The sequence below is a fragment of the Rhodovulum viride genome, assembly GCF_003265965.1.
GTDB lineage: Bacteria > Pseudomonadota > Alphaproteobacteria > Rhodobacterales > Rhodobacteraceae > Rhodovulum > Rhodovulum kholense.
The window spans coordinates 1-15,499 of record NZ_MUAV01000017.1; the positions used below are offsets into that span (position 1 = coordinate 1).

14 protein-coding genes are annotated in these 15,499 nt (G+C 67.1%); 9 read left to right on the forward strand and 5 right to left on the reverse strand.

Translation table 11 applies throughout. The annotated features are described in order from the left end of the window. Positions 1-942 precede the first annotated feature (942 nt). From BYZ73_RS14195 to BYZ73_RS14225, 7 genes are all read left to right on the forward strand, one after another. Positions 943-1,983 (forward strand): alpha/beta hydrolase, encoded by a 1,041-nt coding sequence (locus BYZ73_RS14195; protein WP_220086842.1) that lies wholly within the window; start codon positions 943-945, stop codon positions 1,981-1,983. A gap of 41 nt (positions 1,984-2,024) precedes the next feature. Then, the gene (locus BYZ73_RS14200; protein WP_220086843.1) at positions 2,025-2,954 is read left to right on the forward strand and encodes an AraC family transcriptional regulator; all 930 of its coding nucleotides are present in this window, start codon (positions 2,025-2,027) and stop codon (positions 2,952-2,954) included. 354 nt (positions 2,955-3,308) lie between these two features. After that, positions 3,309-3,713 carry a hypothetical protein gene (locus tag BYZ73_RS14205; protein ID WP_112316459.1) on the forward strand — a complete coding sequence of 135 codons (405 nt, stop codon included), beginning with the start codon at positions 3,309-3,311 and terminating at the stop codon, positions 3,711-3,713. A gap of 285 nt (positions 3,714-3,998) precedes the next feature. After that, positions 3,999-5,153 (forward strand): phosphoserine transaminase, encoded by a 1,155-nt coding sequence (locus BYZ73_RS14210; protein WP_112316460.1) that lies wholly within the window; start codon positions 3,999-4,001, stop codon positions 5,151-5,153. Between the two features lie 78 nt (positions 5,154-5,231). Further along, a complete protein-coding gene (gene serA / locus BYZ73_RS14215; RefSeq protein ID WP_112316461.1) occupies positions 5,232-6,827 on the forward strand; it encodes a phosphoglycerate dehydrogenase in 1,596 nt (531 codons plus the stop codon). Positions 6,828-6,921: 94 nt separating this feature from the next. Further along, positions 6,922-7,674 carry a metallophosphoesterase gene (locus BYZ73_RS14220; protein ID WP_112316510.1) on the forward strand — a complete coding sequence of 251 codons (753 nt, stop codon included), beginning with the start codon at positions 6,922-6,924 and terminating at the stop codon, positions 7,672-7,674. 51 nt (positions 7,675-7,725) lie between these two features. Then, positions 7,726-8,283, forward strand: coding sequence for a DUF1643 domain-containing protein (locus BYZ73_RS14225; RefSeq protein ID WP_112316462.1), 558 nt, complete (start codon positions 7,726-7,728; stop codon positions 8,281-8,283). Between the two features lie 3 nt (positions 8,284-8,286). On the opposite strand, the gene BYZ73_RS14230 is transcribed toward BYZ73_RS14225, so the two are convergent. Continuing rightward, positions 8,287-9,648, reverse strand: a complete 1,362-nt coding sequence (locus BYZ73_RS14230; protein ID WP_245943156.1) for a vWA domain-containing protein — start codon at positions 9,646-9,648, stop codon at positions 8,287-8,289. A 1-nt stretch (position 9,649) separates the two neighbouring features. Further along, positions 9,650-10,765 carry an AAA family ATPase gene (locus BYZ73_RS14235; RefSeq protein ID WP_112316463.1) on the reverse strand — a complete coding sequence of 372 codons (1,116 nt, stop codon included), beginning with the start codon at positions 10,763-10,765 and terminating at the stop codon, positions 9,650-9,652. Between the two features lie 188 nt (positions 10,766-10,953). Between BYZ73_RS14235 and BYZ73_RS14240 the strand changes: the two genes are divergently transcribed. Beyond that, entirely contained in the window at positions 10,954-12,276 is a 1,323-nt protein-coding gene (locus BYZ73_RS14240; RefSeq protein ID WP_108028327.1) for an ABC1 kinase family protein, read from the forward strand. On the opposite strand, the gene truB is transcribed toward BYZ73_RS14240, so the two are convergent. From truB to rbfA, 3 genes are all read right to left on the reverse strand, one after another. Next, a complete protein-coding gene (truB, locus tag BYZ73_RS14245; protein WP_108028326.1) occupies positions 12,277-13,185 on the reverse strand; it encodes a tRNA pseudouridine(55) synthase TruB in 909 nt (302 codons plus the stop codon). It abuts the gene before it with no gap. Between the two features lie 114 nt (positions 13,186-13,299). Beyond that, entirely contained in the window at positions 13,300-14,049 is a 750-nt protein-coding gene (locus tag BYZ73_RS14250) for a phosphodiester glycosidase family protein (RefSeq protein ID WP_245943158.1), read from the reverse strand. Then, a complete protein-coding gene (gene rbfA, locus BYZ73_RS14255) occupies positions 14,033-14,431 on the reverse strand; it encodes a 30S ribosome-binding factor RbfA (RefSeq protein WP_181498064.1) in 399 nt (132 codons plus the stop codon). The genes BYZ73_RS14250 and rbfA overlap by 17 nt, the downstream gene beginning before the upstream one ends. 101 nt (positions 14,432-14,532) lie before the next feature. Between rbfA and dapB the strand changes: the two genes are divergently transcribed. Beyond that, entirely contained in the window at positions 14,533-15,342 is an 810-nt protein-coding gene (gene dapB, locus BYZ73_RS14260) for a 4-hydroxy-tetrahydrodipicolinate reductase (protein WP_108028323.1), read from the forward strand. The last annotated feature ends 157 nt before the right edge of the window (positions 15,343-15,499 follow it).

Below are 15,499 nucleotides of genomic sequence, written 5' to 3' on the forward strand. Positions count from 1 at the left end.
CGTCGAGTTCGACGGCGTACCAGCCATGGCCCGCCTCTGCCCAGAAATCCCGGAAAGCGCCGGGGTGTTCGACATCGAGATGTTGAAAGACGAGGACGTTCATCGGCGCTCCTGAGGTTGGAGGTTGGCGGTCGACGGGTCGGGCAGCAGAGCCCGCCATTCTTGGGGGTCGCGCCTCTTCGGTGGCCGGACCATATGGAGAAACCGCGGCACATCACCTGCCCGAAAGGCGTTATGTAGCAGGTGTATATGCCGCCATGCACCTCGGGCAAGGGCTCCGGATGTGCAACCGGCGGATTGCGGTCCCTGGCCCCGCGTCCGGCGGCGCCCTGTTTCCCGCTTGGTTCGATCGGCGCGCACCCGGATCTGCGGCGACGAAAGTTGCCAAGCGGATCTCGACCTTCGCGAGTCGTCAGGCGGCCCTTCGAACAAGCGTTGAACGGCAGTTGTCGGCAGAGTCTTCTCAAAGAAAAACAGGCGCCGTCGCGGTCGACGGCCGTTCCCGGCCCATCGATGACAATGGCCGGATCGGCCACCCGCCGCGCGAGGATACAGTCGACCATCCGCCCCGCCCCCACATTGCCCCGGCTGCGCTGGTGTCCGACCGGCCCGCCGCGCGACAGGGTGCATTCCGGTCCGCGAGGGGTCGAAGACAAGGCAGGTGGCCAGCGGAGACCCCCACGAAGAAGTCCCGGCGCAACGATCGGGCGTTCTGCGGACGGGGTCCTGCCCTGCGTTCATGGGTGCCTGCCCGACGCGGATTTCCCCGGGAAATGCGTCGCCGCAAACCGGGCCTTACGATCTTGCTGCCCCTCATCTTCCGTCCGGAGTCAGGGCGCGACTTGCGGCCGGGAGAGCCGTCTGCCGGGCCTTCCATGCACGGGTTGGGAGGTTTTCGCATTATCACTGCCTGTCGCAGGATCAGGCAAGAATACTGCGGCAATGGTCTATCTGCATCAAGCTTTCATGGACTATCCAGCATGCAACGGCGACGCACATGCTCGCGCGCCGACCTCGAAAGGATACCGGATGGAACTCACGCAGGACTGGGACAAGACCTTCCCGAAAAGCGACAAGGTCGACCACCGCAAGGTCACCTTCTCCAACCGCTACGGCATCGAACTGGCCGGCGACCTCTACACCCCGAAGGGCGGTGGTCCCTTTGCCGCAATTGCGGTCAGCGGGCCCTTCGGTGCGGTGAAAGAGCAATCCTCCGGCCTGCACGCGCAGACCTTGGCCGAACGCGGCTTCGTCACCCTAGCCTTCGACGCCTCCTATACCGGCGAAAGCGGCGGTGAGCCCCGCAACCTGGCCTCGCCCGAGATCAACACCGAGGATTTCAGCGCCGCCGTCGACTTCCTGGGCCTGCTGCCCGGCGTCGACCGCGAACGCATTGGCATCCTGGGCATCTGCGGCTTCGGCGGCATGGGCCTGAACGCGGCCGCCGCCGACAAGCGGATCAAGGCCGTCGCCGCCACCACCATGTACGACATCAGCCGGATGATGGCGAAGGGCTACTTCGACAGCACCACGCCCGAGCAGCGGGCCGAGGCGCTGGACGGCCTGAGCCGTCAACGCTGGGCCGACGCCGAGGCCGGCGCCCCGGCCTATGGCCCCAACGGCCTGGAACTGAAGGGCGGCGAGCCGCAGTTCGTCGTGGAATACGCGGCCTATTACAAGGACGAGAAGCGCGGCTTCCACCCGCGATCCGTCAATTCCAATGCCTCCTGGACACTGACCACGCCGCTGTCCTTCATGAACATGCCGCTGCTGACCTATATCGACGAGATCGCGCCGCGCCCGATCCTGCTGGTCCACGGTTCCGCGGCGCATTCGCTCTACTTCAGTAAAACCGCCTATGAAAACGCGGCGGAACCGAAGGAACTGTTCATCGTGGAGGGCGCCACCCATACCGATCTCTACGACCAGATGGACAAGATCCCCTTCGACAAGTTCGTCAGCTTCTTTTCAGAAACCCTGTGACGAACCGGCGGAGCCGCCTTCGGGTGGCTCCGCGATTCCATTTGGACATCGCGCAAATGAGCGAACACGAAAGCCGACACGGACAGACGCCGCACGCGAAACTCGCCGGGATGATCCGGGGCTGGTCCGGCCCTGCCGAGGATGTCTCGACACCAATCGACGGGCTGAGCTTCTTTCAGCGCACCCGGCCGACCGAGCCCGATCTCTGTCTGGTCGAGCCTGCGCTGCTGGTCGTGGCCCAGGGGGCAAAGCAGATGTTCGTCGGCGGTGCGCCGCATCGCTACGACCCTTCGGGCTTTCTCATCACCTCGCTGGAAATTCCCGGACAGACGCAGATCATCGAGGCCAGCCCGGACACCCCCTGCCTGGGCCTCGTCCTGAAGCTCGACCAGCGGATTCTGGCCGGGATGGTGGCCCGCGACGTGACGCCGCCGCGCCGGCAGAGAGACCGCAGCAGCGTTGCCGTGGGAACCATGACGCCAGAGCTGATTGCCCCGCTCGAAAGACTGGTCGCGCTGCTTGACGAACCCGATGCACTCCCGTTCCTTGCCCCGCTGATCCTGCAGGAGATCCATTATCGTCTTCTGGTCAGCGATCAGGGCGCGCGCCTGTGGTCCTTCGTGGCCGCAGGCACCCCGAACCAGCGGATCCTGGCGCTGCTCAACTGGATGAAGCTGAACTATGCCAAGCCGCTTCGCGTGGAGGATCTGGCAGAGCGCGCGCAGATGAGCGCCTCGACCTTCCACCAGCATTTCCGCGAACTCACGACCATGAGCCCGCTGAAATACCAGAAGTGGCTCCGCCTCAACGAGGCGCGGCAGTTGATGCTCAACGATCACCTCGATGCGGCCAGCGCTTCCTATCGCGTGGGCTACGAAAGTCCGTCGCAATTCAGCCGGGAATACGCCCGCCTCTTCGGCAATCCCCCCAAGCGGGATATACAGAAGCTGCGCCTCGATGTTGCAGACTAGGCGTTCGGTCCCGGCATCTGGTGGAGTGGGTTGGCGACGACTCTGTCCGGCTCCGAAGTGCAGACTTTGCAGGCATCGTGGGTCATGAGACCGCTTTGGGCTTTGAGCCCGCGCGCGACCTTATCGGCGGCCATGTATCGACCCGGCGGAATCTGGTCGGTCAAGCCGCCGATCTGAATGCCTCGACAGGCGCAGGCAAGGCAGGCGCCTGATGAGGGCGGCGGTTCGGCCTGTCCCTTTCGACATCCGGTATCCTCGGCCGCGATCTGCTTCGCAGCACGCCTCTGGCCGGCAGCTGCTGTCCTGAACCGCCCCGTATTTGTCGGTGAGCAAGAAGCTCGAAGGATACCCGTGATGAGCAGGAAATCTTTCAGCCCATCCTGCCCGGCCAAGCTGCGTGAGCGCGGCGTCCGGCTTTTCAGGGAACGCCGTGGCGAACACGCCGGCGATAACGCGGCCTATCGGGCGATTGCGCCGAAGCTCGGCTGGTCTTCGGACAGCCTGCGTGTCTGGTGCCAGCGCACCGAACGCGATGCCGGGGCCCGGCCTGACCAGCGCAGAGCGGGACCGGAGCGCGCCGTTGGAGCGCCATTGGTCCGAGAGACGATAGTGAACGACCTAGAGCGCGAGGTCCGGGAGTTGCGGACAGCCAACGAGAGTCTGACTGAGGAGGATCAGGAAAACGTCCGGGGGACGTTCTCCCCGACGAAGGCGAGCGCGTATATCGCCCAGGCGGACCTGGATAGCCGCGACGGGTGAGGAGCTCCCGGTCGCGCTGGCACTGACAAGTGCCGATGCCCCGCAACGGGTGCGGGGGCCAGCCGCAGCGGCGTTATCTTGGGCGCTGTCTCGGGACGTATGGGGAACGAACGGCACCGATTTTGCACATGCAATCGGCGCCCGTTCACGCATCGTTCCGTTGCACGCCGCAAGAATATGCATGGCGGACCCTTTTGATACTTGCGGTTTTTTCCGGGGAAGCGTATTTGCGGCGGCGGGACACCCCTCCCCAACGAGGGGCGTATATCTGGAAGGATACCAGCGATGGTTACCGCTACCCCGGCAGCGCGCCCGGTCAATCCGCGTTTCTCGTCCGGCCCCTGCGCCAAACTCCCCAACTTCTCTGTCGATATGCTTGCGGACGCCGCCTTGGGCCGGTCGCACCGTGCCGCCATCGGCAAGGCCAAGCTGAAGGCCGCGATCGACATGACGCGCGAGATCCTCGGCGTGCCTGCCGACTATCGTATCGGCATCGTGCCCGCCTCGGATACCGGCGCCGTCGAGATGGCGATGTGGTCGATGCTGGGCGCCCGCGGCGTCGAGATGCTGGCCTGGGAAAGCTTCGGCGCGGGCTGGGTCACCGATGTCGTCAAGCAGCTGAAGCTCGACGCCACCGTGCGCGAGGCCCCCTATGGCGAGATCGTCGATTTCGCCGAGGTCGATTTCGACAAGGACGTGGTCTTCACCTGGAACGGCACCACCTCGGGCGTGCGCGTGGCGAATGGCGACGCGATCCCGGCGGACCGTGCGGGCCTGACGATCTGCGACGCGACCTCGGCCGCCTTCGCGATGGATCTGCCCTGGGACAAGCTCGATGTCGTGACCTTCTCCTGGCAGAAGGTGATGGGCGGCGAGGGCGCGCACGGGATGCTGATCCTGAGCCCGCGCGCGGTCGAACGGCTGGAAAGCTACAAGCCCGCCTGGCCGCTGCCGAAGATCTTCCGCCTGACCAAGGGCGGCAAGCTGATCGAGGGCATCTTTGTCGGCGAGACCATCAACACGCCGTCGATGATGGCGGTCGAGGACTATCTGGTGGCGCTCGACTGGGCGAAATCTATCGGCGGCCTGCCGAAGCTGATGGAGCGCTCGACCGCGAACTTCAGGGCGGTGCAGGACTTCGTCGATGCGAAACCCTGGATCGAGAACCTGGCGGCGGACCCCGCGACCCGGTCGAACACCAGCGTCTGCCTGAAATTCACCGACGCGCGGATCAAGGACGGTGCGGCCTTCGCCAAGGCCATCGTCAAGCGGCTGGAAAAGGAAGGCGTGGCCTTCGATATCGGGTCCTATCGCGATGCGCCCGCGGGTCTGCGGATCTGGTGCGGCGCCACCGTCGAGGCCGCCGATGTCGCGGCGCTGATGCCCTGGATCGAATGGGCCTTCGAGGCCGAGATCGAGGCGCAGACGACCGCCGCCTGACGCGAATTTTCTGCGAAAATTCGTGGCCGGGCGATGCCCGTCCGGCCCATGTCCCCCATTCCATGAGGAGTGCCCGAGATGGCCCCCAAGGTTCTCGTTTCCGACAAGCTTTCCGAAACCGCCGTGCAGATCTTCCGCGACCGCGGCATTGACGTCGACTTCCTGCCCGACCTCGGCAAGGACAAGGACAAGCTGCTCGAGGTGATCGGCCAGTATGACGGCCTGGCGATCCGCTCGGCCACCAAGGTGACCGAAAAGATCCTGGAGGCTGCCACCAACCTCAAGGTCGTCGGCCGTGCCGGCATCGGCGTCGACAACGTCGACATCCCGGCCGCGTCCAAGAAGGGCGTGATCGTGATGAACACCCCCTTCGGCAACTCGATCACCACCGCCGAACATGCCATTGCGATGATGATGGCCGCCGCCCGGCAGATCCCCGAGGCCAACGCCTCGACCCATGCCGGCAAATGGGAGAAATCCCGCTTCATGGGGGTCGAGCTGACCGCCAAGACCCTTGGCCTGATCGGCTGCGGCAATATCGGGTCCATCGTCGCCGACCGTGCCATCGGCCTGAAGATGAAGGTTCTGGCCTACGACCCCTTCCTGTCGCAGGAACGTGCCGACAAGCTGGGCGTGACCAAGGTCGAGCTGGACGAGTTGCTGCCCAAGGCCGACTTCATCACGCTCCACGTGCCGATGACCGAGAAGACCGCCAACATCCTCTCGAAGGACGCGCTGGCCAAGACCAAGAAAGGCGTGCGCATCGTCAACTGCGCCCGCGGCGGTCTGGTCGACGAGGAGGCCCTGGCCGAGCTGCTGAAATCGGGTCATGTCGCGGCCGCGGCGTTCGACGTCTTCGCGGTCGAGCCCGCCAAGGAGAACATCCTGTTCAACCTGCCCAACGTCGTCTGCACGCCGCACCTGGGCGCGTCGACCACCGAGGCGCAGGAAAACGTGGCCCTTCAGGTCGCCGAGCAGATGTCGGACTACCTGATGACCGGCGCCGTCACCAACGCCATCAACATGCCCTCGATCACCGCCGAAGAGGCGAAGGTCATGGGACCCTGGATCAAGCTGGCCGGGCATGTCGGGTCCTTCATCGGGCAGATGACCGACGAGCCGATCAAGGCGATCAACATCCTTTATGACGGCGTCGCCTCGGATATGAACACCGCCGCCCTGAACGCCTCGGCCATCGCGGGCGTCCTGAAAGAAGTGATCGCCGAGGTGAACATGGTCTCGGCCCCGGTGATCGCCAAGGAACGCGGCATCGCGATCTCGACCACCACCCAGGGCAAGTCGGGCATCTTCGACGGTTACATCAAGATGACTGTCGTCACCGACAAGCGCGAACGCTCGATCGCGGGCACCGTCTTCTCGGACGGCAAGCCGCGCTTCATCCAGATCAAGGGCATCAACATCGATGCCGAGATCGGCGAGCACATGCTGTACACCACCAACCGGGACGTGCCCGGCATCATCGGCGCGCTCGGCGCGGCGATGGGCGCGCATGGGGTCAACATCGCGAACTTCACCCTTGGGCGGACAAAGGCCGGTGAGGATGCGATCGCGCTGATGTATCTGGACCAGCCGATGCCCGCGCATGTAGTGGAAGAACTCGAGAAGACCGGGCTCTTCCAGCAGGTTCGCCCGCTGGAATTCGAGATCGCCTGAGATCGCGCCGGCCGGGCCGGATCGGTTTGAACGACAGGGAGGGCCTGCCGCGTGTCTGACGGCAGGCCCTTCGCTTTTTGAGGTCGAGAAAATGCTGAGAACCTATGCCATTGGCGATATCCACGGACAGCGCGCCCTGCTGGAAGCGGCGCATGCCCGCATTGCCGAGGATCGCGCGCAGGTGGGCGATGACGATGCGCCGGTCGTCCATGTGGGCGACTATGTCGACCGTGGCCCCGACAGCCGCGGGGTCATCGAGTTTCTGCTGGACGGGCTCCGGCGCGGCGCTCCCTGGATCTGCCTGATGGGCAATCACGACCGCTGGATGCAGCATTTCCTGCTGCCGACCTGCGAACAGGAGCCGACGAACCCCGCCATGCACTGGCTCGAGGACGGCGTGGGCGGCCGGGCGACGCTGGCCTCTTACGGCGTCGATGCGGGCACGCACCGGATGATGCTGGACATTCACGCCGATGCCCGGGCGCAGATCCCGGCGGACCACATGTCCTTCCTCGACACCCTGCGGCCCTTCTACCGGCGCGGCGCGGCCTTCTTCTGCCATGCGGGCATCCGGCCGGGCATTCCGCTGGACGCGCAGGACGTGACCGACCTGTTCTGGATCCGCAGCGAGTTTCACCGCGACACCCGCGACCACGGCGCCCTGATCGTGCATGGCCACACCCAGGTCGAGGCGGTCAAGAACTGCGGCAACCGGGTCAATCTGGACACCGGGGCGGGCTATGGCCGCGTCCTGTCGGCGGTCGTGATCGAGGGTCAGGATGTGTTCCTGCTGAGCCCGGAGGGCCGCGTGCGGATCGACCCGCTCGACTGCCGCGAGGCCATCTGACCGGGCCGGGGCCGCTTTCGTCCGGCCGCCGCCCGGGGTAGAACCGCCGCCATGACCGAAATCGACCCTTCCAGCCTGCACGATCCGGGCGGCAAGACCCGCTGGGCGCTGCCGCCGGGCATGCGCGGCAGTGCCGTCTTTTCGCCCTGCGGACGCTACCGGACCCGGCTCGAACGCGACTGGACGCCCGAAGGCCAGCCCGCCCGGACCATCCTCTTCTGCGGCATGAACCCCTCGACCGCCGATGCGCTGGTGCAGGACAATACCTGCGCCAAGGAGACAAGGCGCGCCGCGGTGCTGGGCTTTACCCGCTATCTCAAGGGCAATGTGCTGGATTATCGGGTGACCAACCCCAAGGACTTGCCGAAGGATCCGGGCCTTGCCTGCAGCCCCGAGAACCTGCCCGCGATCCTTGCCATGGCCGCCGAAGCCGAGGTCGTGGTGATGGCCTATGGCCGGCTTCATCCGCGCTATGCCGGGGTGGTGGACGGCATCGTCGCCGCGCTGCGGGACAGCGGCCGGCCGCTATTCTGTTTCGGCAAGAACCAGGACGGGTCGGCCAAGCACCCGCTTTACCTTCGCAACGACGCGCCGCTTTTGCCGTTCTGAGACCTAGCGCGCCAGCGACAGCACCTGACCGAAGGGCGCGCCGCCGGGCGGCACCTCGCCCGGCACCGCCCAGATCACCGGCAGGCCGCGCGGCGGCGGCGGGCCGAACGGTCCCAGAAGGTCGGTCAGGATCACCACCGCCGAAGGGCCCAGCGCCAGGGCCTCTTCCATCACCGCGATGAAGGACGTCCCGCCCTCGCGCGAGAAGAGCACATCCGCGATGCGGCCCTCCCAGATGCCGCCGCCCATCACCTGATGGCCCTGCACCTTCGTGTCGAAGACCAGAACATGTGTCTCGGCCCCGGTGCGCTTGGAAATCCCCGCCACCTCGGCTGCGAACTTGGCCAGCAGGGTCGGTTCGACCGACCCGGAACTGTCGATGCCCACGACGATCCGGGGGATTTCGAGATCGCGGGTCCAAGCATATTCGAAGGCAGGAGAGGGCTCGCCCCGCGCCCGCGCGTCGCTGTCGCGCGCGATCCAGCGCCGGGCCGGGCGGGTGTTGCGGGGCTGGGGCTGCACCGTCACCGCCCGGGTCACCAAGGCGCGCAGATGCTGTTCCCAGGGGGTGTGAACCTCGGGCAGGTCGGCCAGCCGGTGGCCGAGCATGCCGATGCCGTGCCCGGCGATCCGCCCGGCCTCCATCGCACGGGCCACGCGCTGGCGCCACTCGGCATCGGCCTCGCTGCCCGCGCCCTGATCGCTGTCGGTGCCGCCAGTGTCGATATCGGGGGCAAAGCCCTGCTGGCGGCCATAGTCGCGCGCGGCCTCGGCGACAGCGCCCCCGGGCCGTGGCCGCGCCTCGCCGGTGCTGCCCTGCCCCTGGCCCTCGCCCGCCGCGCCGCCCGCGCGCATCCCGCGGTCGCCGGGCTTGCCGCCTTGGGGCGCGTCGTCCTGCAAAAGCCGCAGATAAAGCCGTTCGGCATCGTAGCGGGTCACCGCCTCGTCGGCGCCCAGCTCTTCGCGGGCGGCGGTCTTCAGAAGCCCGGTCAGCCGCACGACGGGCCGGGGCAGGATGAAGCCCGACAGCATCAGCGTCTCGTTCACGATGGCATCGGTCGCGAGGTTGAAGAGGTCCTCGTCGAAGCGGTCGCCGAAGCGCAGGTACATCGCCCGCGTCCGGGGCGCGTGGCGAAAGGCGACATGCAGGATGTGATGGGCCGCGACGCCGATCTGTTCAGGCAGGCTCAGGGCCTCGAAGGCGGGCCCGTAGCGGATCGCCGCGCCATCGGTCCAGGCCGGACCCTCGCGTGCATCGCTGTCGGCATGGGTGCACCACAGCGCCAGCGCCGCAAAGGCCGGGTCCTCTTCGGCCAGCTTCTGCAAGGCCCGGGTGGCCCGGGCCGAATGCCGCGACGGGATCACCTTATAGCCCCGCCGCCTTGCGCTCGGCCGCGTAGCTTCGATAGGCCTCGTGGCCGAGGAACCGTTCGCCCAGCCCGAGGTCGAGCCCCTTGCGGATCAGGCCCTCGAATCCGTAGGTGCAGAGCTCGCCCAGCGGCATCTGCTGAAACGCCTCTTCAGGGCGGTGGCGCGCCAGCTGCCGGATCTCGGCCATGCAGTCGATCACCGCATCGGCGTTGCGCGCGTCGAGAACCCCGATCAGCCCGTAGATCAGCGCGTTCAACCCGTGCATCGAGGCCGGATAAAGACCGATCCGGTCCTTCCGCGAGGCTTCGAGCATCTCCTGCACCTGGACCGTCGCGGCGATGTCGTCGGCGATCAGCGCGAATTCGGCGGCCACCGCGTCGCCCACCGTGCCCGCGATCAGCACGTTTCTGAGACGCCGCTCGGTCACCGCGCCCATGATCTGGCTGACCCGCTCCCAGCTGCGCGGCGTGGTCGCGATCAGCTGGCCCTCGGCCACGGCGCGCTCGGTCGTGTCCAGCAGGTCGGGGCGGGTCTTGATGAAGGCGACGACGGTCGCGTGAAGCCCCTTCGGCACCGCGTAATTGTCCAGCCAGTCGGTCGCCGCGGCCTGCACATGCAGGTGGATCAGCCGGTCCGACAGCGCGGTGTTCATCTGATAGGCAATGGCCCCGTCCTCGACGGTATTGCCCGCCGCCACGATGAAGACATTGCCGGGCAGCCGGTGCCGCCCCACCCGGCGTTCCTGCAACAGCCCGTAGACCGTCGGTTGCAGCATCGGCGAGGCGGCGGTGAGTTCGTCGAGAAACAGGATCGAGGGCTGCGCGGGGTCGTCGGGCAGGTCCTCGGGCCGGTACCATTTGGTCTTCTGCGCCTCGTGGTCGTAATAGGGCAGCCCGCGCAGGTCCTGCGGCTCGATGGTGGTCAGCCGAAGGTCGAAAAGCCGCGCGCCGATCTCGGCGGCCAGTTGCTCGATCACCTGGGTCTTGCCCACGCCGGGCCGCCCGTGAAGCATGTAGGAGGCCGTCATCTGCCCGGCCTGTTGTGCCTGCCATCCGGCGCGCAGAACCTCCAGCGCCTCGCCGGCCGATACGATCATCGCATTGACGCTCATTCGATCTCCTGTCTGCTTCCCTTGTCGGGCAAGGGCTTCCCTTGACCTAGGGCAGAGCGCGGCCGGATCACGCCCCCGGGGCTCACGCGGATGTGCACATTGCCGGTCCGGCCTTTGTGCCTATGTCACATCCCGGCGGGGGAGGGATCGCTATGCGATCCGGAAGAGATTTGCAAAGGACTGCCCGCATGCCCGATTCCAAGTTCGATTCCCGTCCGCTTCCCGTGCCCGCGGGGCGGTTGACCCGGCTGGCGCGGTTTGGCGGGCTTGCCTCGAACCTTGCCGGGGCGGCGGCGCTGAACGGCATGCAGCAGCTGGCCCAGGGGCACCGGCCGAAGGCGCGCGACCTGTTCCTGACGCCCTCGAACATGAAGAAGGTCGCCGACCAGCTTGCCCATATGCGCGGGGCGGCGATGAAGGTGGGCCAGCTCGTGTCGATGGATGCGGGCGACATGCTGCCGCCCGAGCTGGCCGAGATCATGGCGCGGCTGAGGGCCGATGCCCATTACATGCCGGGCGGGCAGCTGAAACAGGTGCTGAACGCCAATTGGGGCGAGGGCTGGCTGAAACGCTTTGCCCGGTTCGACGTGCGCCCCATCGCGGCGGCCTCGATCGGGCAGGTGCACCGGGCCCAGACCAAGGATGGCCGCGATCTGGCCATCAAGGTGCAATATCCGGGCGTGCGCCGGTCGATCGACAGCGACGTGACCAATGTCGCCGCGCTGTTGCGCCTGTCGGGGGCGATGCCGAAACAGATGGACATCTCGCCGATGCTGGACGAGGCCCGGCGCCAGTTGCACGAAGAGGCCGATTACGACCGCGAGGGCCGCTATCTGCGCCGGTTTTACGACCTTCTGGCCGACGCGCCCGAATTCGCGGTGCCGCGGATGCACGAGGATCTGACGACCGAGAACGTGCTGGCGATGGATTTCGTCGAAGGCGTGGGCATCGAGACCCTGACCGAGGCCCCGCAGGCCGAGCGCGACCGGGTGATGGGGCTGCTGGTCAGGCTTCTGTTCCGCGAGCTGTTCGACTTCCGGCTGATGCAGACCGACCCGAACTTCGCCAACTACCGCTATCAGCCCGACACCGGCCGCGTGGTCCTGCTGGATTTCGGCGCTTCGCGCGAATTTCCGGCCGAGATGACCGAGGCGTTCCGGGGCCTGATGCGGGCGGGGCTTGCGGGCGACCGCGAGGCAGTGCGGCAGGCGATCCTTCGGATCGGGTTCTTCGGCGAGGACACGGCCGCCCATCACCAGCAGCTGATGATCGACATGTTCGAGATGTCGATGGAGCCGCTCCGCCGCCCCGGCGCCTTCGATTTCGCGCAGAACGACGTGGCGCTACGGATGCGCGATGCCGGGATGGAGCTGGGTCAGGACCGCGACTTCTGGCACATCCCGCCGATGGATACGCTGTTCATGCAGCGCAAGTTCGGCGGCATGTACCTGCTGGCCAGTCGGTTGCGCGCGCGGATCGACCTGCGCGAGATCGTCGAGCCCTATGTCTAGTCAGCCCTTGACGAAAACCCGGTTCGGGTGCAGCTCGCCCGCCTTGTAGATGCCGACCGCCACCGCCTCGCCATCCAGCGAGGCCCAGGCCTCGTCGCCATATTCGACGTCGGAGGCCAGCACGATGCCGGGATTGCCGTTGCGCAGCTTGGTCGCGCCATCATGGGTCGTGCGCAGTTCCGGCAGATCGGCCAGCCCCTCTTCCAGCGGCCGCAGGTAGTCGTCGAGCGCGGGCGTGCGCGCCAGCTCCTCGACCAGATCGAGCGTCACCCCGTCCTCGGCCTCGAACGGCCCGGCCCAGACCCGGCGCAGGCTGACCACATGGCCATGGCAGCCCAGCGCCTGCCCCAGATCGCGGGCGATCGAGCGCACATAGCCGCCCTTGCCGCAGATCATCTCCAGCACCGCGTGATCGGCATCGGGGCGCTCGACCATCTCGAGGCTTTCGACATAAAGCGGGCGGGCCGCGATCTCGACCTCCTCGCCCGCGCGGGCCAGCGCATAGGCGCGCTCGCCGTCGATCTTGACCGCCGAGAATTGCGGCGGCACTTGCTCGATATCGCCGACGAAGGCGGGCAGCGCGGCCGCGATCTCGTCATCCGAAGGCCGCCTGTCCGAGGTCGCGATCACCTCGCCCTCGGCATCGTCGGTATTGGTCGCCGCGCCGAAGCGCACGGTGAAGCGGTAGGCCTTGAGCGCATCGGTCACGAAAGGCACGGTCTTGGTGGCCTCGCCCAGCGCCACGGCCAGAACCCCGGTCGCGGCCGGGTCGAGCGTGCCGGCATGGCCTGCCTTCTTCGCGTTGAAGGCCCAGCGGACCTTGTTGACGACGGCGGTCGAGGTCAGCCCGGCGGGCTTGTCCACGACCAGCCAGCCCGAAATGTCGCGTCCCTTGCGGCTGCGTCCCATATGCCTTGGCTCCTCCGCTGCGGTCTGAGCGACCCGGATGCATGTGCGAGGCCCGCCTGCTAGCGAAGCCGGGGCGTTCCGTCAATGCGGGGCAGGCGCAAGGCGGGGGGCCGTCTACTCGGCGGCGGGCACAACGGCGCCGATGATCGGCCCCATCGGCAGCCCGGCATCGTTGCGGCCAAGATCCGGGGCGTAAAGTTTCGACACCTTGCCGTCGAAGTAAAGCGCGTTCGGGGTCTTCAGCACGTCGCGGAAGAGCCGCCCGAATTCGTGGAAAGTGACCGGCGCGTCCGAGATCGCGAAGTGAAGCCGCCCCTCGGCATCGACGCCGACGCCGTTCCGCACATAGCGCGAGTCGCTGTCGGACAGGAATCGCGGGTGCAGCGCGCCGTCGATCACCAGCATCGGCCCCGATTGTGTCGCATAGCGGCACTCGGGCGGGTCGGCCAGATAGGCGCGGGTCTCGATCACCTCGGCGCGGCCGTCTTCAAGGCACAGCACCCCGTTGGGCAGCATCCCGAAATTGCCCGGCCCGGCCGCGGCCACGGCATGCATCTGCTGCCGGCGGTCCTCGACATACAGCCCGACGGGGCGGCGGTCGGGATGGTACATCCCGGCATTCATCGCGAAAGCCAGGGTCTCGCCCCGCGCCGCCAGCGCCTGGTTCACCCGGCCGAAGCTGCCAAAGATCCCGCCCTGGTCGGTCTTCAGGAACAGCCGCAGGTCGTCGGTTGCCGGATCAGCGCTGCAGACGACATAACCGCGGTCCTCATGGGTCAGCGGATGGCAGGCGGGCTCTGCCGCGGCGGGCAGGGGAAGAAGGACGGTCAGCAGGAAAAGGGCGGCCCTAATCCTCATCGCCATCGGGAGCGGCCAGGTCGCGGCGCACGGTCTCGTCGGCCAGAAGCCGCCGGGTCTCGTCCATCCGGTCGAAGGTTTCATCGAGGGTAAAGCGCAGCTCGGGCGTGAATTTCAGCTGGGTCTTCTTGCCCACCACCCGGCGCAGCTCGCCCCGGTTGCGGCGCAGCGCGGCCAGCGCCTCTTCGGCATGATCCCCGCCCAGCGGCAGCACGAAGGCGGTCGCAACCTTGAGATCGGGCGAGGTGCGGACCTCGCCCACGGTGATCGACATCCGGTTCAGGTCGGGGTCGTGCACGTCGCCGCGCGCCAGCACTTCCGAGAGGGTGCGGCGGATCAGCTCGCCGACGCGCAGCTGTCTTTGGGACGGGGCAGAAGATCTGGACATGGGCTGCATCTAGGCCACCCGGCGGGCTTTGCCAAGCGGGGCTTTGCGCGCGCCCGCCCATGGGCTACATCGGGCCCATTCAGGTCGAAGGAGCAAGTGCGATGGACAGCCTGCCGGGCATCGTGGTGATGGGCGCCTCGGGGCGCATGGGTCAGATGCTGATCGGAGCCGTGCTGAACAGCGAAAAGGCCCGGCTGGCGGGCTGCGTCGAACGGCCCGGCCATCCCTGGATCGGCCGCGACGTGGGCGAGGCGATGGGCGGCCCGGCGGTGGGCGTGAAGGTCACCGACGACGCGCTGGCGGTGATCGCCCAGGCCCAGGCGGTGATCGACTTCACCACGCCCGAGGCCACGGTCGCGACCGCCACCCTGACCGCGCAGGCCCGCGCGGTGCATGTGATCGGCACCACCGGGCTTGCGCCCGAGCATCTGCAGAAGATCAAGGCCGCCGCCCGCCATGCGGTGATCGTGCGCGCCGGAAACATGAGCCTCGGCGTCAATCTGCTGGTGCAGCTGACCCGGCGGGTTGCCGCCGCGCTTGACGAGGATTTCGACATCGAGATCGTCGAGGCGCATCACCGCCACAAGGTCGACGCACCCTCGGGCACCGCGCTGATGCTGGGTCAGGCCGCGGCGGAAGGCCGGCGCATCGGGCTGGACGAGTGCTCGGAACGCGGCCGCGACGGCATCACCGGCGAACGGGCGAAAGGGGCCATCGGCTTTTCGGCGATTCGCGGCGGCGACATCGTCGGCGAACATGACGTGATCTTCGCGGGCCTCGGCGAGCGGATCGTGTTGCGCCATGTCGCGACCGACCGCCGGATCTTCGCCCGCGGCGCGCTGAGGGCCGCGCTCTGGGGTCAGGACCAGAAGCCCGGCGAATACGACATGCTCGACGTGCTGGGGCTATAGGCCCCGGCCGTAACGGCCAGGGCGACCCGCCGCCTGAAACCGCTGGGAAATGCCCTCATGTGCCGGGACCTGCGCATGCGGCCGGGATTGCCCGAGTTGCGCAGCTTTCCGGGCACGGGCCACTCCCCAAGGAAAGCCTTCGCCCGGATGTCCCGTC